This window comes from Leeia speluncae (genome assembly GCF_020564625.1).
In the GTDB taxonomy this organism is placed as follows: Bacteria; Pseudomonadota; Gammaproteobacteria; order Burkholderiales; family Leeiaceae; genus Leeia; species Leeia speluncae.
In genome coordinates, this window is sequence record NZ_JAJBZT010000014.1 from 18839 (window position 1) to 36263 (window position 17425).

General features: G+C 42.1%; 16 protein-coding genes and 1 tRNA gene. All 17 read left to right on the forward strand.

From position 1 onward, the window contains the following. The first annotated feature begins 34 nt into the window (after nucleotides 1-34). The 17 genes from LIN78_RS17015 to hpnC all read left to right on the forward strand — a co-directional run bounded on the left by LIN78_RS17015 (nucleotide 35) and on the right by hpnC (nucleotide 17411). Complete coding sequence (locus tag LIN78_RS17015; protein ID WP_227182082.1) at nucleotides 35-1027, forward strand: Asd/ArgC dimerization domain-containing protein; 993 nt, start codon at nucleotides 35-37, stop codon at nucleotides 1025-1027. A 171-nt stretch (nucleotides 1028-1198) separates the two neighbouring features. Further along, on the forward strand, nucleotides 1199-4045 hold the full coding sequence (locus LIN78_RS17020; protein ID WP_227182083.1) for a motility hub landmark protein FimV: 2847 nt from the start codon (nucleotides 1199-1201) through the stop codon (nucleotides 4043-4045). 102 nt (nucleotides 4046-4147) lie between these two features. Beyond that, on the forward strand, nucleotides 4148-4948 hold the full coding sequence (gene truA / locus LIN78_RS17025; RefSeq protein ID WP_227182084.1) for a tRNA pseudouridine(38-40) synthase TruA: 801 nt from the start codon (nucleotides 4148-4150) through the stop codon (nucleotides 4946-4948). Between the two features lie 14 nt (nucleotides 4949-4962). Further along, nucleotides 4963-5580: a phosphoribosylanthranilate isomerase gene (locus LIN78_RS17030; protein WP_227182085.1), complete on the forward strand. Its 618-nt coding sequence runs from the start codon at nucleotides 4963-4965 to the stop codon at nucleotides 5578-5580. Between the two features lie 10 nt (nucleotides 5581-5590). Beyond that, entirely contained in the window at nucleotides 5591-6799 is a 1209-nt protein-coding gene (gene trpB, locus LIN78_RS17035) for a tryptophan synthase subunit beta (RefSeq protein WP_227182086.1), read from the forward strand. 23 nt (nucleotides 6800-6822) lie between these two features. After that, on the forward strand, nucleotides 6823-7629 hold the full coding sequence (gene trpA / locus LIN78_RS17040; RefSeq protein WP_227182087.1) for a tryptophan synthase subunit alpha: 807 nt from the start codon (nucleotides 6823-6825) through the stop codon (nucleotides 7627-7629). Nucleotides 7630-7679: 50 nt separating this feature from the next. Next, nucleotides 7680-8549, forward strand: a complete 870-nt coding sequence (gene accD, locus LIN78_RS17045; RefSeq protein ID WP_227182088.1) for an acetyl-CoA carboxylase, carboxyltransferase subunit beta — start codon at nucleotides 7680-7682, stop codon at nucleotides 8547-8549. After that, nucleotides 8549-9835 carry a bifunctional tetrahydrofolate synthase/dihydrofolate synthase gene (folC, locus tag LIN78_RS17050; protein ID WP_227182089.1) on the forward strand — a complete coding sequence of 429 codons (1287 nt, stop codon included), beginning with the start codon at nucleotides 8549-8551 and terminating at the stop codon, nucleotides 9833-9835. Before accD ends, folC begins: the two co-directional genes overlap by 1 nt. Before the next feature lie 53 nt (nucleotides 9836-9888). Then, complete coding sequence (locus LIN78_RS17055) at nucleotides 9889-10692, forward strand: SPOR domain-containing protein (protein ID WP_227182090.1); 804 nt, start codon at nucleotides 9889-9891, stop codon at nucleotides 10690-10692. A 23-nt stretch (nucleotides 10693-10715) separates the two neighbouring features. After that, nucleotides 10716-11204: a CvpA family protein gene (locus LIN78_RS17060; protein WP_227182091.1), complete on the forward strand. Its 489-nt coding sequence runs from the start codon at nucleotides 10716-10718 to the stop codon at nucleotides 11202-11204. A 72-nt stretch (nucleotides 11205-11276) separates the two neighbouring features. Continuing rightward, nucleotides 11277-12818 carry an amidophosphoribosyltransferase gene (purF, locus tag LIN78_RS17065; protein ID WP_227182092.1) on the forward strand — a complete coding sequence of 514 codons (1542 nt, stop codon included), beginning with the start codon at nucleotides 11277-11279 and terminating at the stop codon, nucleotides 12816-12818. Nucleotides 12819-12820: 2 nt separating this feature from the next. Then, nucleotides 12821-14023, forward strand: a complete 1203-nt coding sequence (locus LIN78_RS17070; protein ID WP_227182093.1) for an O-succinylhomoserine sulfhydrylase — start codon at nucleotides 12821-12823, stop codon at nucleotides 14021-14023. Nucleotides 14024-14053: 30 nt separating this feature from the next. Continuing rightward, on the forward strand, nucleotides 14054-14368 hold the full coding sequence (locus LIN78_RS17075) for a LapA family protein (protein WP_227182094.1): 315 nt from the start codon (nucleotides 14054-14056) through the stop codon (nucleotides 14366-14368). 19 nt (nucleotides 14369-14387) lie between these two features. After that, a complete protein-coding gene (gene lapB, locus LIN78_RS17080; protein ID WP_227182095.1) occupies nucleotides 14388-15542 on the forward strand; it encodes a lipopolysaccharide assembly protein LapB in 1155 nt (384 codons plus the stop codon). 54 nt (nucleotides 15543-15596) lie between these two features. Further along, nucleotides 15597-16295, forward strand: a complete 699-nt coding sequence (gene pyrF / locus LIN78_RS17085; protein ID WP_227182096.1) for an orotidine-5'-phosphate decarboxylase — start codon at nucleotides 15597-15599, stop codon at nucleotides 16293-16295. Between the two features lie 89 nt (nucleotides 16296-16384). Next, nucleotides 16385-16459: transfer RNA gene (locus LIN78_RS17090), tRNA-Arg, on the forward strand. Between the two features lie 127 nt (nucleotides 16460-16586). Continuing rightward, nucleotides 16587-17411: a squalene synthase HpnC gene (gene hpnC / locus LIN78_RS17095; protein ID WP_227182097.1), complete on the forward strand. Its 825-nt coding sequence runs from the start codon at nucleotides 16587-16589 to the stop codon at nucleotides 17409-17411. The last annotated feature ends 14 nt before the right edge of the window (nucleotides 17412-17425 follow it).

Consider the following 17425-nt stretch of genomic DNA (forward strand, 5'->3'; position numbering starts at 1 on the left):
TTATCAATCATTTTTATTTGGAAGTTAGTTTGGAATGACAGAAAAGACATCTATTGCGATTGTTGGGGCAACTGGTTTGGTTGGTAATGCAATTGTTGAATCCCTAAATGAGTCATCACTCACTTTTGACCGCTTGTTTTGCTTGGCAACCGGTGAGTCTGTTGGCGAAGAGGTTGAGTTAAAGGGAAAGTTTGTTCCAGTTAAGCAATTGGATGATTTTGATTTCTCGCAAGTGAATGTAGCAATTTTTGCTACCCCACAAATTGTGACAGAAAGATATGTTTCTAGAGCATTGAATAAAAACTGTCGGGTCGTGCGCATTAACCAAACGTCAGTTGGATTAAATGAAGAGCAATTGGCGAAATTAACTATCGACCAACTTGGGCAGGATGTTCAGATTTCCTCCCCATTTATTAATATGCTCAAGCCAATCGTCGAAGTGCTAGATGAAGAAAATGGCATTAGTGCGCTTGATATAACTTTGTCATTACCAGCCGCATCTAAAGGGAAAAGTGCGGTTGAAGAATTAGCTCAGCAAACGGTTGCATTATTCAATAGTCAGGATGTGGAAGTTGCCGCTTTCCCAGTTCGCGCTGCATTTAATACGATTCCTCATGTAGGGCGTTTGGACAGTTGTGCGACATCATCATTTGAGATAGAACTAGAAAACTCTATTGCTTCTTTATTAGAAGAAGAGGCGACGATTAGTGTTTTTGCATCTCACGTACCTGTTTTTTATGGTGCAACTGCAAAAATTGTCATCGATTTAAAATATCCTCTTGAAACCAAAACGTGGAAAACGCTACTAGAAACAGCTGATCAACTCTCTATTATTGATGAAGCAAAACCGGGTGGTTATATGACGCCCGTGGATGCGGTTGGTAAAGAGCAGGTATTTGTCTCCCGCGTTAGACAGGTAAGTGAATCTAGATGCATTTGCTATTTAGCCTTGGATCCTGTTGCAAATGTGGTTAAAACTGTTGTTAATTTGCTTGAGTTAATCGAGGGTAATACGATCGAAGAATAAAAAAAATGGCTATCAAATGTCATAAGCCTTTATTTTTATTGAAAAAATGATAGAAAAAGCAAGTTTAGATGCACTTTAATTAATGTGACGGATAAACTTGCAACGCTAACTGCTTGATGTTATTTTAAAATATGACATCCACAAATTTTTGCAATGGCAAGGAGAGGCATCGTGCCGGTTAAAGCTAAAATAAAAGCCACAGCAATTGCAGCGGCATTGGCAATGTTGCCAACAGGCTTATTTGCTGCAGGGCTAGGAAAGCTAACTGTGCTTTCAGGTCTAGGGCAACCCCTAAGTGCGGAGATTGAGTTAATCACTTCGCCCTCTGACGATGTTTCTAATTTCACAGTTAGATTGGCTTCGGCAGATGCATTTAAAGATGCTCGAATTGAATATCCTTCCTATCTTACAGGCGCCAGATTCACAATCGAGCGTAAAGCAAATCGTTCATACATTCGTGTGACGACTAGTCAGTCGGTAAATGAGCCATTTGTAGATATGTTATTAGAGTTGGGTTGGCCATCAGGGAAAATGGTCAAAGAATTTACAGCCCTACTTGATCCAGTAGATTACGCGGCGCCTGCGATTAGTTCTGGCTCTACTTCCGTTACGTTGCCTAAATCAGGCAAAGTTAATGCTTCAAAGCAAAAAGCACCTAAAGTAAGAAGTAATGCGAACTTGGCATCTGATGTCCCTGTTGAAAAAGTGGCCAAGAAACTTAAGGCTGAAGCGCCAGAGAAAACAGATGAACCAGCAAGTGGGGATGGAAGCTATAAGGTGAAGCGTGGAGATACCTTAGCTGAGATCGCTTCTGAAAATAAAGCCCCTGGTGTGAACTTAGATCAAATGCTCGTTGCTTTATATAGAGCAAACCCTAGTGCATTTGACCGACAAAATATGAACCGTCTAAAAGTGGGTAGCGTACTAAAACTACCTTCTAGCGGAGATATTAGTTCAATTAGCGCAAATGAAGCGCACAAAGAGGTTCAAGCGCATTCTTCCGATTGGCAATCGTATAAAACAAAACTAGCCGGAATGGTGGCAGAGAAGTCTGAGCCAACAGAATCATCTAGTGCAAAAGCAACTGGGAAAATTGCGCCAAAAGTTGAAGATAAAGCTGCTCCAAAGGCAACTGGTACAAAAGATGTTGTCAAACTATCCCAATCTGAATTAGGTGCTGCTGCAGGCAAAGATTCCTCTAAAATCAAGAACTTGCAAAAGCAAATTGATGCTTTACAAGATGAATCTATAGCCAAAGAAAAATCAGCTAAAGAAAGTTCAGCGAGAATTGCCGAACTTGAAAAAATGAACAAACAACTCAAAGAGTTGCTTGAAATGAAAAATGCAGCTGGCGCTAAGATTGAAAAAGGCGCCGAAGCGACTGTGAAGAAAAATGAAGAGGTTGTAGCCTCTAAAGCAACGCCTGAAGTTGTTGCTTCAAAACCAGCTGAAACAGTCGCTTCTACTGTTGAGTCTACTGCTTCACAAGAGGCCATTGCCTCGGTTGAAAAACCAAAACCAGCCAAGAAAAAGGTATTTATTGCACCAGAACCAGAGCCAGAAACTTCTCCAATGGATATCTTGTTAGATAATTTACCGTTGGTAGGTGGTGGTGTAGGTGCGATTGCGTTGCTTGGCGGTTTACTAGTTTGGCGACGCCGTAAAACCACCGCATTTGCTGACAGCATCATCACTGGTAGCGATTTGCGTGCAAATACCAATATTGGTAGTACCGGTGGTGCAATTATTAATACTGGTGCAACAGAAAATTCATTCCTAACTGACTTTAGTCGTGAAGGTTTGGGCGCAATTGATACGGACGAAGTTGACCCAATTGCTGAGGCAGAAGTTTATCTGGCATATGGACGTGATCCGCAAGCCGAAGAAATTCTTAAAGATGCACTTGTTAAAGATCCTGCTAGACAAGAAGTACGTCTAAAACTGATGGAAATCTACTTTAATCGTAAAGATGTAGATAACTTTGAAGTGCATGCAAAAGAGCTGAATGCATTAACGCAAGGTCAAGGAGCGAATTGGACTAAAGCCTCTGAAATGGGTCGTATGATCGATCCAAGTAATAGTCTTTATGGCATCGCGTCTGGCGCTGCTGCAGTAATCGCATCATCAGTATCTGAAGATGTGGATCACTTAGATCCATTTGCAGATCTAATGGCTGCAAATGCTGCAGAGCCTCAATCTGAAGAAATGATGGACTTCCACTCAGATGTGGATGATGTCGCTAGTGCGCCTTCGCTAGAGGACGATGCGTTGGACTTTGGTGCAGCAGTGGAAGATACCCCTGCGCCTGAAGTTGATGATAAAGTCATGCTAGATTTTGATTTAGGCTCTTTTGCCGCTGATGTACCTGAGGTTGCTGAAGTTGAAGAAGAGATTGCTTCTGCTGATGAAGATGGCTTGGACATGCTTTCTTTTGATGCAATCGAAGAACCAGAATTAGCGCTTCCAGAGACCTCTGAACCAGATCTTCTGATGGAAGATCTTGGCGGGGTTGAGGTTAATCTCGATGATGAACTGCCTGTGCTAGAAGCTGAAGAGCCAACTTCGGCAGAGGAAATTAAATCTGATGATAGTTTGTTAGATTTTGACTTTGACCTTGGTGACGCTTTAACTGAAGATAAGCCGAATGAAGAGCCCCCTGTGCTCAATACTGCCGAACTTAAAGAAGATGAGGCCCCTGATTTTGACTTCTCTTTCGATGGTTTTGACGAGCCATCGGTTTCGGAAGGTGCACCAGAGACTTCGTTAGAATCGACAGAAACTTCTGATTTTGATTTGGATTCAATTAGTTTAGATCTTGGTGAGTCAGAATCAAGCGAGATCTCGGGTTTTGATGATGTACAAGGTGATGATCCAGTCTCTACAAAACTAGACTTGGCAAAGGCATATGTTGAAATGGGGGATCACGAAGGTGCGAGAGAAATTCTTGAGGAGGTAGTTGCTGAAGGTAGCTCTGCTCAACAAGATGAAGCTAGATCGATCATTTCTACATTAAGCTAACTTTAGTCTGATTGATAATTCCGTTACAATTATCAAACTAGATTCAAGCAAAAGCACAGCAATCTTGGTTGCTGTGCTTTTTTGTTATATGAAAGAAACAGAATGCGTTGGGCAATTGGTGTAGAGTATCGTGGTACAAGGTTCGCGGGCTGGCAGCGTCAGCCTGATTGTTTGTCCGTACAAGAACACTTAGAATTTGCCATAGAGAAAATAGCAGGGCATCCTGTTCAAGTCTATGCTGCAGGACGAACGGACAGAGGTGTTCATGCATCCATGCAGGTGGTGCATTTTGATGTAAATTGCGAACGCTCGGATAATGCATGGGTGCGTGGTGTTAATTCCTTTTTAACTCAAGATGTTGCTGTTTTATGGTCTCGAGCCGTGCCTGAAGAATTTCATGCTAGATTCTCGGCAGTAAAAAGACATTATCGATATTTCATTTACTCTCACCCGGTCAGACCTACTTTGCTAGCAAATCAGGTTGGTTGGACTCATCAGTCACTAAAGCTTGATGAGATGCAACGAGCTGCTTCATATATGCTAGGAACGCATGATTTTTCTGCGTTTAGATCTAGCGAGTGCCAAGCAAAATCGCCCATCAAGCATTTGGAAGAGTTTTCGATTGAATTAGCTGCAGTTCAACCTTCGTCCGGTGTCTTGTATGAAGCGAAATTGACAGCGAATGCATTTCTTCATCATATGGTCAGAAACTTAATCGGAGCGGCAGTGTTTGTTGGGGCAGGTAATCGCCCTTCAATCTGGATGCAAGAGTTATTGCAAGCGAAAAAAAGAGAGTTTGCCGCACCAATGTTCGCAGCTGATGGGTTGTATTTAGCGGGTGTTTTGTATCCTGATGAGTTTCTTCTTCCGTCATGGAATGAAACTAGTCGTTTGGCTTGGTAAAGAAATATAGATCAATGCGTACACGAGTAAAAATTTGCGGTATTACTAACAAAGAAGATCTTGCAGCTGCCTGTCTTGCCGGCGCTGATGCGGTAGGTTTTGTATTTTATCCACCAAGCCCAAGAGCAATCACTATAGAGCAGTTGCTAGGTTTTATTGAAACCATACCCGCCTTTGTTACTAAAGTGGGATTGTTTGTTAATGAATCACCTGAGGTAGTAAAAGAAACTGCGCGAGTATTAAAACTAGATCTTTTGCAGTTTCATGGTGATGAGTCAGCTGATTACTGCCAACAATTTAATCAAAGTTATATTAAAGCAGTTCGAGTAAAACCGGGCTTGAATTTGATACAATACGCTAAAGAATTCAAAAATGCTTCCGGATTGTTGCTTGATGCATTTGTACCGGGCATCCCAGGTGGAACTGGTGAGAAGTTTGATTGGGACTTAATTCCCACTAATTTAGATTTGCCGGTGATTTTGGCGGGTGGTTTAGATGACTTAAATGTCGCTGAAGCTATTCAAAAAGTGAAACCGTGGGCAGTAGATGTCTCTGGCGGAGTAGAACGCCAAAAAGGTTTGAAAGACCATCAAAAAATATTCGCATTTGTAAATGCTGTGAATCAGGCTTAACGGAGTAAATATGGGTCATCAAGAATATTACAATGTACCAGATGCCAAAGGCCATTTTGGTGCGTATGGCGGCATTTATGTTGCAGAAACATTGATGTCAGCGCTTGAAGAGTTAAAGCAGCAATATGAAAAATTCAAAGTTGATCCAGAGTTTCAACAAGAGTTTCTAAGTGAGTTAAAACATTTTGTTGGCCGCCCAAACCCTGTTTATCATGCAGCCCGTTGGTCTGAAGTTATTGGTGGTGCGCAAATCTACCTAAAGCGCGAAGACTTAAATCATACTGGTGCTCACAAAATATCAAATGCAATTGGTCAGGCGTTGCTAGCAAAACGCATGGGTAAGAAGCGTGTGATTGCAGAAACCGGAGCGGGCCAGCACGGTGTTGCAACAGCGACAGTGGCTGCAAGATACGGCATGGAGTGTATTGTTTACATGGGGGAGGAGGATGTTCAGAGACAAGCCCCTAATGTATTCAGAATGAAATTGCTTGGTGCAACGGTTGTTCCAGTCTCTAGTGGTTCCAAAACCCTCAAAGACGCATTGAATGAAGCGATGCGTGATTGGGTAACAAATGTGGATAGTACCTTTTATATTCTTGGTACTGCGGCAGGGCCTCATCCTTATCCAATGATGGTAAGAGATTTCTTGTCTGTCATTGGTAAAGAAGCTAGAGCACAAATGTTGGAGATGACTGGTTCATTGCCAGATTACGTCCTCGCTTGTGTTGGCGGCGGCTCAAATGCTATCGGTATGTTCCATGAGTTTCTAAAAGATGAATCTGTTCAGCTGATTGGTGTAGAAGCTGGCGGGCATGGACTTGATTCAGGCAAGCATGCCGCTCCACTTTCCGCTGGTATTCCAGGTGTTCTACATGGCGCGCGCTCATACTTAATGCAAGATGAGCATGGTCAGATTATTGAAACGCACTCTATCTCTGCAGGTCTTGATTATCCAGGTGTTGGACCAGAACATAGCTGGTTGAAGGACTTGGGACGGGCTCAATATACAGCTGTTACGGATGATGAAGCGATGGATGCTTTTCATTCTCTTTGTCGATTTGAGGGTATAATCCCTGCTTTAGAATCTAGTCATGCATTAGCTGAAGCAAAAAAATTGGCTGCTACACTTGGCAAAGATAAGAAAATTTTAGTGAATTTATCCGGTCGTGGCGATAAAGATATCAATACAGTTGCCAAAATTGCTGGAATCACCCTGTAAATAAAATATAGGTAAAGTTTGAAATGTCTAGAATTGAACAAGCCTTCGAGGCTCGTGCCAAAAACAAACAAAAAGTACTTATTCCATTTATTACAGCAGGTGATCCACATCCAGATGTGACGCTAAACTTAATGAATGCTTTGGTAGATGGTGGGGCTGATTTAATTGAATTAGGTATTCCATTTTCTGATCCAATGGCTGATGGTCCAGTGATTCAGCGAGCAAGTGAACGCGCGCTAAAACATAAAGTAGGTTTAGTGCATGTTTTAGAGATGGTACGTGCATTTAGGGAAAGTAATAAAACAACGCCAGTTGTCTTAATGGGCTATGCAAATCCTATTGAGCGTATGGGCTACGATACCTTTGCATCAGAAGCATCAAAGGCAGGTGTTGATGGTGTGCTAGTTGTCGATTTGCCGCCAGAAGAAAGTGACAAATTTGTTGAGACCTTAGCGCCACATCAAATTGCACCAATTTATTTGTTGGCGCCAACTACACCTGAATTCAGAGTGAAAGCAATCGCTGAACGTGCAAAAGGTTATGTTTACTATGTTTCGCTGAAAGGGGTAACGGGTGCTGCTCACGTAGATTACAGTGCGGTGGGTGATCGTATGCCTGAATTGAAAAAGTATCTAAACGTACCTGTAGGTGTTGGCTTTGGAATTAGTGATGGACAAGGTGCTGCTGCGGTTGCAAAAGTAGCGGATGCTGTCATTATCGGTTCAAGATTAGTGAAAGAGATTGAAAGCAGTTCACCGGAAACGATGGCTGACAATCTTCGTGTATTGGTATCGTCAATTCGTACAGCAATGGATGAAGCGACAGCATAAGCTAAATCAGCTTATTGCTTATTCAGAATTTAGTAAGTGAGGAACGCCGGATGAGCTGGTTACAAAAACTGCTACCGCCAAAAATCAAAAGTAAACCAGCGGGTAGCAAGACAGTTGTCCCAGAAGGACTATGGAGTAAATGCTCGGCCTGTGAAGCAGTTTTATATCGCACAGACCTAGAAAATAATCAGCATGTTTGTCCAAAATGTGGGCACCATAATCCATTAACGGCTCGTCAACGTCTAGATTTACTGTTAGATACTGAAGGTCGATTTGAGATTGGTGCAGGTGTCATGCCTGTAGATAGCCTTAAGTTTAAAGATAGCAAAAAATACCCAGATCGTTTATCTGCGGCTCAGAACGACACCGGAGAAACAGATGCATTGGTTGTGATGCAAGGTGCAATTCATCGCCAGCCGATTGTCATTGCCGCTTTTGAGTTTAAGTTCATTGGTGGATCAATGGGCTCTGTTGTAGGTGAGCGCTTTGTCCAAGGTGTAAATGCAGCTGTCGAGCTAGGCGTTCCTTTTATGTGTGTTTCTGCATCAGGTGGAGCACGCATGCAAGAAGGTCTTTCATCTTTGATGCAGATGTCTAAAACCAGTGCTGCCTTGACGAGATTATCAGCAAAAGGTCTACCTTTTATTTCCTTGCTGACAGACCCAACAATGGGTGGGGTTTCTGCTAGTTTTGCCTTCTTAGGTGACGTAGTGATTGCTGAGCCAGGTGCGTTAATTGGCTTTGCTGGTCCACGTGTGATTGAGCAAACGGTGAGAGAAACCTTGCCTGAAGGTTTTCAACGTTCAGAATTCTTACTAGAACATGGTGCGATCGACATGATTGTTGATCGACGCGAGTTAAGCCGCCGTGTTGCAGAGTTGATTTCCTTGTTGCAAAAGAATCCTCCTTTGGATGCCTGATGACCAAAAGCATAACGTTTGAAGAGTATGGTGTTGAACAATGGCTATCACATCTGGAAGCATTGCATGCAGATGTGATTGACCTAGGGTTAAGTCGAGTTCGTCAAGTAGTTGAACAGATGAATCTTAAGCCTAGCGTGCCAGTGATTATTGTCGGTGGAACCAATGGTAAGGGTTCAACCTGTGCGATGATCGAACGCATTTATGCTGCTGCCGGTTATAAAACGGGTGTCTATAGTTCACCTCACTTGATTCGCTATCACGAACGTGTTCGTATCAATTTGGCGCAAGTTGATGATCAAGCACTTTCGAAATCATTTCTAGCGATTGAAAAGGGTAGAGGCGACATTCCATTAACTTATTTTGAGTTTGGAACGCTATCAGCTGTGTCAGCATTTGTTGATGCGGGTGTTGATGTCATTATCTTAGAGGTTGGTCTTGGCGGTCGTTTAGATGCGGTCAATGTGTTTGAACCTGATTGTACTGTCATCACCAGCATTGATTTGGATCATCAAGCCTTTTTGGGAAATACGCGGGAAGAAATTGGTTTTGAAAAAGCTGGTATCTTCCGAGAAGGTATTCCTGCCATATGCGTTGATCCAGCTCCCCCCCAATCAATGATTGATCATGCAAATTCGATTAATGCACAGTGGTTGCCATTGAATATGCAGGAAGGTGGATTGGGATACCGTAGGATGGATAATCAATGGAACGCGTGGTGTCTAGACCGCGCTTATCGTTCTTTACCCATTCCCGCTTTACGCGGTAGTTATCAGTTAAATAATGCCACAGCATCAATTGCTGCTATTTCAACACTGCAAAATCGATTGCCTGTTTCAATGGGGGCAATCAGAAGAGGTTTGCTAGAGGTTGAGTTGCCTGGACGTTTTCAGGTACTTCCCGGTCAGCCGCAAGTAATTGTGGATGTTGGACATAACCCTCATGCAGCTAGAGCGTTATCTCAAAATTTAAAACAATTACAATATGCAGAAAAAACAATCGCCGTTTGTGGAATGATGTCTGATAAAGATGTGCTTTCTGTCATTGATTTATTAAAGACGGATATCGATATTTGGTATACCGCTTCACTGCCTGCACCAAGAGGTGCTTCCGGTGCTTCCCTGGCTAGCGCAATTACAGATATCGGTGGAACCGCTTATTCATTTGATAGTCCTATCCTTGCATGGCAAGCAGCAAAGGAAATGGCCGGCGAACGTGATCGCATATTGGTATTTGGTTCATTTGTGACTGTCGGTGATGTGTTGACAGAAATTAATAAAAAATAACCATTTCGAATATGTGTTAATTGAATTCAACTAAATCAGATAAGAACACAAAGATGAATGATAAGGTTTCCAAGATCCAGAGCTTAAATGAAGAGCAGCAACAAATTAAGAAGCGTGCTCGACGTCGCCTAGTTGGTGCTATCGCACTTGTATTGGTCATGGTAATCGTATTGCCAATGGTGCTAGATAATCAGCCAAAAGCGGTCAATCAAGATGTAAAGATTGAAATTCCTGATCAAAATTCATCTAACTTACCTGCTCTTGCAACTGCAGAACAAGGCGCCAGTGAAGCAACTGCAATAGATGAAACCTCTGTCGTTACCGCGTCTGAAACGCCTGTTCAATCTACAGTTGCTGCTGTGCCGCAAGATACAACTGCTGTCACACCACCACCAGTTGATAAAGCCGCGGAGAATGCTGGACTAGCAGAAGCGCAGAAAAAGCAGTCACAGCTTGAAGAGGCAAAAAAACAAGCTGCTGAACAAAAAGTAGCGGAAGAAAAGAAAAAGCAGCAAATTGAATTAGCTAAAGCAAATAAAGAAAAGCAGGATGCGCTAGCAGCGTTGCAATCCACTAAGCCTACATCTAACGTAGAAAATAGTGCGTCAAAATCAGAAAAACCTAAAAAGCCATTTGCTGTTCAATTTGCAGCTTTAAATGATGGTTCTAAAGCTAAAGAGTTGCTACAAAAACTGTCTGGACATGGAATTAAAGCGTTTGTAGTTACTGTTCATACTGATAAGGGTGAATTTAGCAAGGTTAGGGCAGGGCCTTACAATTCGCGCGAAGAGGCTGAATTTGTCAAGAAAAAAGCGGAAGCAGCAGGATTGCCAGCTTTGATCATTGTTAATCAATAAATCTTTTTAAGGTTTTATTGACTATGACAAGCTTGGATTATCTAGCGATTGCTGTTGTCAGCATCTCGGTGCTATTAGGGGTGATGAGAGGTTTCATTAAAGAAACATTGTCTCTCCTAACTTGGTTTTTTGCGTATTTTTTAGCTCAAACTTTTTATTTAGATGTTGTGGAATGGCTACCTGATGATATTCCAGGTATCGCGCTAAAGTTTTTAACCGCATTTTTATTGGTGTTATTGGCAGGCTGGTTATTAATGTCCTTAATAACGATCGCAGTGGGCGAGTTTGTGAAGCAAACTGGCCTAACAACTTTAGATCGAGTGTTTGGGGTTTTATTTGGACTAGCCAGAGGTTTGTTTGTACTAACTGTACTAACAATTATGGCGGGTCTAACGAAAATTCCTCAAACAGCATTTTGGAAAGAGTCTGCTATTTCATCACCAATGGAAGCCGTTGCCGTGGAAGTCAAACCGTATTTACCACAGCAGCTAGGCGCCTTAGTTAAGTATTAAAATAAGTATATATGTACTCTCGAAGCGAACAGCTTCTTGATAGTTTTCCAATTCTTTAAAAGAGAATGAATCATGTGTGGTATTTTGGGTGTAATTGGTCAACAACCTGTTAACCAACTGCTTTATGATGGTTTGCTGATCCTGCAACATCGTGGTCAAGATGCAGCAGGTATCGTGACAGCAAACGGAAATTCATTTCATATGCACAAGGGCAATGGTCTTGTGCGTGATGTATTTAGAACACGCAATATGCGCTCACTTATCGGATCTAGTGGTATTGCGCACGTTCGTTACCCAACAGCTGGTTCATCTTCTGTTGCTGAATCTCAGCCTTTCTACGTTAACTCTCCATTTGGTATTGTGCTCGCACACAATGGAAACTTAACAAATGCAGATCAATTGAAAAAAGAAATGTATCAATTGGATCTGCGTCATATTAATACCAACTCTGATTCTGAAGTGTTGCTCAATGTGTTTGCTCACGAATTGCAACGCCTCACTAAAGACAACAAAATCAATGCAGAAGCGGTTTTTGGCGCAATTGCTGGCGTTCATCGCCGCTGCCGAGGTGCATATGCAGTGGTTGCAATGATTGCGGGATATGGTTTGGTGGCTTTCCGTGATCCATACGGTATCCGTCCATTGGTATTTGGTATTGCAGAGTCAGCAAAAGGCAAAGAATACCTAGTTGCATCAGAATCTGTTGCGCTAGACTCATTAGGCTTTAAATTGGAGCGTGATATCGCTCCTGGCGAGGCGCTATTTATTGAGTCTGATGGTACTTTCCATAGCAAACAGTGCGCAGTGAATCCAAGTTTAAATACATGTATTTTCGAATACGTATACTTGGCACGTCCAGACTCAGTTATTGATGGTGCTTCTGTTCATGAAGCACGTCTATTGATGGGGGAAGGGCTTGGTAAAAAAGTGAAGCAAGTGTTGGGGGATGAGCGAATTGACGTGGTAATTCCAATTCCCGATACCAGCCGCCCTAGTGCACTTCAACTAGCCAATCATCTAAATCTGCCTTACCGTGATGGTTTTATTAAAAACCGTTATATCGGACGTACATTCATTATGCCTGGCCAAGCCATGCGCAAAAAGTCAGTTCGCCAGAAGCTAAATGCGATTGGTGTCGAATTCAAGGGTAAAAACGTTTTATTAGTTGATGACTCTATCGTTCGTGGTACAACTAGTCATGAAATTGTGATGATGGCTCGTGAGGCGGGGGCTAATAAAGTATTCTTCGCTTCTGCTGCGCCTCCTGTTCGTTTTCCTTATGTCTATGGTATCGATATGCCAAGCCGTCATGAGCTATTGGCAAACGGCCGTACGGATGCAGAAATTGCAGCAGAGATTGGTGCTGATGCGGTGATTTATCAAGATCTTGATGCGTTGAAACAAGCGGTCATTGCGGCTAATCCAGCTAATACTTCTTTTGATGCATCATGTTTTGATGGTGTGTACACAACCGGCGATATCACTGAAGAATATCTAACTTCTATTGAAGAAAAACGTTCAGATGGTAAGTCTGATAATGGTGATGATGGGCAAACCAGAAGTTTAGATATGAATCTTGGCGTTGCTGAGCAAGCATTGAGATACGAGGAATAATCGTGGCAGTTGAATCTGGCAGTTACTATCAAGATTGGGATGATGAAACCCGTTCGGTGCGAACCGGTACTTATAGAAGCCAATTTGGTGAACATAGTGAAGCGATGTTTTTGACATCAAGCTATGTGTTTCAATCAGCAGCTGAAGCGGCTGCCAGATTTAGCGAAGCCGAGCCTGGATATACTTACTCTCGTTTTACTAATCCTTCTGTTTCGATGTTCGAAGAGCGACTTGCTGCGTTAGAAGGGGCTGAACGATGTGTTGCAACAGCTAGTGGTATGTCAGCCATTTTAGCGGTATGCATGGCAACCTTGAAGGCGGGAGATCATATCGTCGCATCGCAAAGTCTATTTGGATCAACGATCGGCTTATTTAACAATATTCTGACTCGATTTGGCATTTCAACATCGTACGTTCCTTTGAATAATGCAGAAGCTTGGGGCGATGCATGCAATGAAAATACGAAGTTGTTTTTTATGGAAACACCTTCTAACCCTTTGCTTGAGTTAGGCGATATTTCTGCCGTGTCTGCTGTTGCCAAATCAAAAGGTGTTCTACTCGCAGTGGACAACTGCTTTGCAACACCCATATTGCAAAAGCCGATTTCGCTTGGTGCCGATATGGTTGTCCATTCAGCAACAAAATATATCGATGGTCAGGGGCGTGTGTTAGGTGGCGCTGTATTGGGCTCTAATGAGTTGATGCAACAAGTCTTCTTGTTTTTAAGAACAGCAGGTCCAACGCTATCGGCCTTCAATGCTTGGACATTGTTTAAGTCACTTGAGACGTTGCCATTAAGAATGGAACGACATTGCCAGTCAGCTCTTGAGCTTGCGACATGGTTAGAGAGCCATCCAGCTGTCAGTCGGGTTTTTCACCCTGGGCTCGCTTCACATCCTCAGTTTGAATTAGCCGCAAGGCAACAAAAATTTGGCGGTGGTGTCCTGTCATTTATCGTCAAAGGCGGTCGAGAATCTGCCTGGAAGGTGATTGACGCTACGCAATTAATTTCAATTACGGGTAATTTGGGGGATGCAAAGTCCACAATTACACATCCTGCAAGCACAACGCATTTCCGTATCTCTCCAGAGGCGAGAGAAGTTGCTGGTGTGGTTGAAGGGTTGCTAAGAGTGTCTGTTGGGCTTGAGTCTGTTGATGACTTGAAGCGGGATTTAGCTCGTGGTTTGGATAGTTTAGCTATCTAATTCTCCGTCGATCAAAAAAGGTGCCGAGCAATGCAGTATCTCTTATGGGCAGTAAAAATAATTGTGTTTCTCCTGTTGTTCGGTTTTGCTATGCATAATACACAACCGGTCGATTTGCAGTTTTTTCTTGGGTATTCATGGCGAACCCCCTTAATTGTGCTATTGCTCCTCTTCTTTGTTATTGGTGCACTATTAGGGTTGCTGGCCAGTTTTATTTTTGTAATGCGAGTTCGCAAAGAGCTTCTGCAGCTTAAAAAAGAACTTCGCCATAAATCAGTTGTAAATACTGAACTTAACCCTCCGATTGATGGGGTGGTTGATGGTTCTCTTGATCCATCAATTTAATATTTTAGTAGGTTTTTAATTGGAATTTAATTTTCTTTGGTTGCTTGCGCTACCTGTTTTTTTTGGTTTGGGTTGGCTCGCTGCTCGTATTGATTTAAAGCAGCTTTTGAAAGAGGCAAAAAGGGTTCCACAGTCTTACTTTGGAGCCTTAAACCTATTGCTTTCTGAGCGCCATGAAAAAGCGCTTTCAGAGCTAGTTTCGGTTGCTCATAATCATCCTGATAATGTTGAACTTCATTTTGCATTGGGTAGCTTGTATCGCCGTAAAGGTGAAATTGATAAAGCGATTTCATTACACCAATCCATCGTTAATCGTTCTAATTTGCCGGCATCTGTTAAGTCTGATGCTTTGGAGGCATTAGGAACTGATTTTCTGAAAGCTGGACTGTTTGATCGCGCAGAAGAATCGTTTTCTCAATTGTTAAATACAGACCGTGCGAATACAGGCAAAGAAGCACTGTTAGGTATTTATCAGCAGCAAAGAGATTGGGAAAAAGCCATTGCGATGGCTAAGCAACTAGAAGGTACTAGCCATGCTTGGCAAGCGGAAGTAGCAGAATATCATTGCGAGATCGCTCATCGTGCAATCTCCTCTTTAGACTATATAGAAGCTGAGAAAAATTTAGTAGAGGCTCTTGTCGTTCATCGTCAATGTACGCGTGCGACGATTATGCAAGGTGAACTAGCTTTGCTTCGAGGTAGTACACAAGAAGCGATTAACATTTGGCTGAAACTAGAAAGCCAAAATGCAGATTACCTATCGTTAGTTGCGGACAAAATACTCAGAGCATTTGAGGGTTTAGATAAACCTCAAGAGGGAATTGCACTACTGAAAGGCTTGTATGAGTCTCATCCTTCTCTAGAGTTACTCCTGCCTCTGGTAGATGCCTTACTTGATAAATCGAATTTAGATGAAGCATATCTTTTACTAAAAGATGAACTTCGCCGAAATCCAACTATGGCAGCATTGGATAAGTTTTTGTTTATTCAGTTACAAATTGTTCCTGTAGATAAGCGGGCGGATATTGAACAGGTTAGACAATTAATTAAGAAACAAGCAGATAAAGAACACTTTTATAGTTGCCACGCTTGTGGGTTTAAAGCAAGGCAGTATTTTTGGCACTGCCCTGGTTGTGGCTCTTGGGAGTCATATAGTCCTAAACGTTATCAATAAGCCCAATAGTTTGGTTTTAATTATTAAGTCTTACAAAATGGATTGTGTCTAAGAATGGTTGATAAGCGAATAGTAGTTGCTCTTGATTATCCCGGTCAGGATGAAGCGTTGGCATTCGTCAATCAAATCTCTCCTGAGAGCTGTCGTTTAAAAGTTGGGAAAGAGCTTTTTACCAAAGAAGGTCCGCAGTTCGTCGAAAAATTGCAAAGCAATGGTTTTGAAATTTTCTTGGATTTGAAGTTCCATGATATTCCAAACACAGTTGCACAAGCTGTAAAAGTAGCAGCCGATTTAGGTGTATGGATGGTCAACGTTCATGCGCTAGGTGGACGAAGAATGATGGAAACCGTCTGTGAGCGTGTGTCCAATCTAAATCAGCGTCCCAAATTAATTGCGGTGACTGTGTTAACCAGTATGGAAGCTGCTGATTTAACTGAAATTGGTCTCAACTACTCTCCTGAAGAGATGGTTTCTCGCTTAGCATCTCTGACGAAATCATCAGGGTTTGATGGTGTTGTATGTTCTGCATTAGAAGCGGGCATGATTAAATCAATGAATGGCTCTGAATTTTTAACTGTTACACCAGGAATTAGACCTGCTGATGCAAGTACGGATGACCAATCCAGAATCATGACACCTGAATTGGCGGTGAAGAATGGTTCAGATTATTTAGTCATTGGCAGACCAATTACTAAATCCGTTGATCCTGTTGCTTCACTTGAGGCGATTAGACAATCAATTGGTGAAATTTAGCCTAAAAAATTAAGAGATTCACTTGAGTTTAAAGTTCTAAATCACATCCAAAATTGCTGTGTGATATACTCTTGGCGGTTAAATGGTTCGTTCTCGTAGTTCAATGGATAGAACGAGGCCCTCCTAAGGCCTAGATACAGGTTCGATTCCTGTCGGGGACGCCAACTTTAAAAAAGCCACATTCATTGTGGCTTTTTTTATGTCGATCCAAATGATGTTTTGATTCTCAATTCAGCTAGTTAAAATTTTATCTAGGCTTGTTTGGTTTTAGATTTTTCGAATGTGCTAAAGATGCCTGTTGATCATTACGAAAACTTTCCTGTTGCTTCAATTGTGTTGCCAAAGAAGTTAAGGCGACCTGTTGAGGTGATTTATCATTTTGCGAGATCTGCAGATGATTTTGCTGATGAAGGGGATCATGATAACGAAACAAGATTGGCATGGCTAAATAACTATTCTGAAGAGTTAGACAAAATTGAACAAAATCTGGCTAGCAACGACCCATTATTTATTGAGTTAGGTAAAGTTATTAAAGAGTTTGGTTTACCAGTCTCTTTGTTTCAAGATTTACTCTCGGCGTTTAAACAAGATGTGGTAAAGAAAGAGTACGACACTTTTGGTGAATTAATTCAGTACTGTAGAAGGTCTGCAAACCCTGTAGGTCGATTGATGTTGTATCTTTTTGGTGAGGCAACGCCTACAAATTTGGCGATGAGTGATGGCATATGCAGTGCGCTACAGTTAATTAACTTTTGGCAAGATATTGCGATAGATTGGCAGAAGAACAGGGTTTACATTCCAAATGAAGATTTGGTTCGATTTGGCGTAAGTAAGCAGCAAATTGAAAATCAAGTACTAGATTATCGTTGGAAAAATTTGATTCAGTTTGAAGTAGAGCGAACCCAAAAGATGCTGGAGGCCGGTTCTCCATTAGGAATCAGATTGAGTGGGCGATTTGGGTTAGAAGTGCGGATGATTGTTTTGGGTGGTGAGCGGATTTTAAAGAAAATTTGGGAAGTCGATGGTGATGTTTATAACCGTCGTCCTACCCTTAAACTTCAAGATTGGTTATATATTGTCTCGCGAGGAGTATTTCCTCGGCTATTTAAATCGTAAATGATTTCTACTAA

Bases quoted from the DNA above. Each gene is read 5' to 3' on its own strand.
- LIN78_RS17015 (WP_227182082.1), top strand. From the start codon at position 35: ATGACAGAAAAGACATCTATTGCGATTGTTGGGGCAACTGGTTTGGTT.
- truA (WP_227182084.1), top strand. From the start codon at position 4,148: ATGCGTTGGGCAATTGGTGTAGAGTATCGTGGTACAAGGTTCGCGGGC.
- LIN78_RS17030 (WP_227182085.1), top strand. From the start codon at position 4,963: ATGCGTACACGAGTAAAAATTTGCGGTATTACTAACAAAGAAGATCTT.
- trpB (WP_227182086.1), top strand. From the start codon at position 5,591: ATGGGTCATCAAGAATATTACAATGTACCAGATGCCAAAGGCCATTTT.
- trpA (WP_227182087.1), top strand. From the start codon at position 6,823: ATGTCTAGAATTGAACAAGCCTTCGAGGCTCGTGCCAAAAACAAACAA.
- accD (WP_227182088.1), top strand. From the start codon at position 7,680: ATGAGCTGGTTACAAAAACTGCTACCGCCAAAAATCAAAAGTAAACCA.
- folC (WP_227182089.1), top strand. From the start codon at position 8,549: ATGACCAAAAGCATAACGTTTGAAGAGTATGGTGTTGAACAATGGCTA.
- LIN78_RS17055 (WP_227182090.1), top strand. From the start codon at position 9,889: ATGAATGATAAGGTTTCCAAGATCCAGAGCTTAAATGAAGAGCAGCAA.
- LIN78_RS17060 (WP_227182091.1), top strand. From the start codon at position 10,716: ATGACAAGCTTGGATTATCTAGCGATTGCTGTTGTCAGCATCTCGGTG.
- purF (WP_227182092.1), top strand. From the start codon at position 11,277: ATGTGTGGTATTTTGGGTGTAATTGGTCAACAACCTGTTAACCAACTG.
- LIN78_RS17075 (WP_227182094.1), top strand. From the start codon at position 14,054: ATGCAGTATCTCTTATGGGCAGTAAAAATAATTGTGTTTCTCCTGTTG.
- pyrF (WP_227182096.1), top strand. From the start codon at position 15,597: ATGGTTGATAAGCGAATAGTAGTTGCTCTTGATTATCCCGGTCAGGAT.
- hpnC (WP_227182097.1), top strand. From the start codon at position 16,587: ATGCCTGTTGATCATTACGAAAACTTTCCTGTTGCTTCAATTGTGTTG.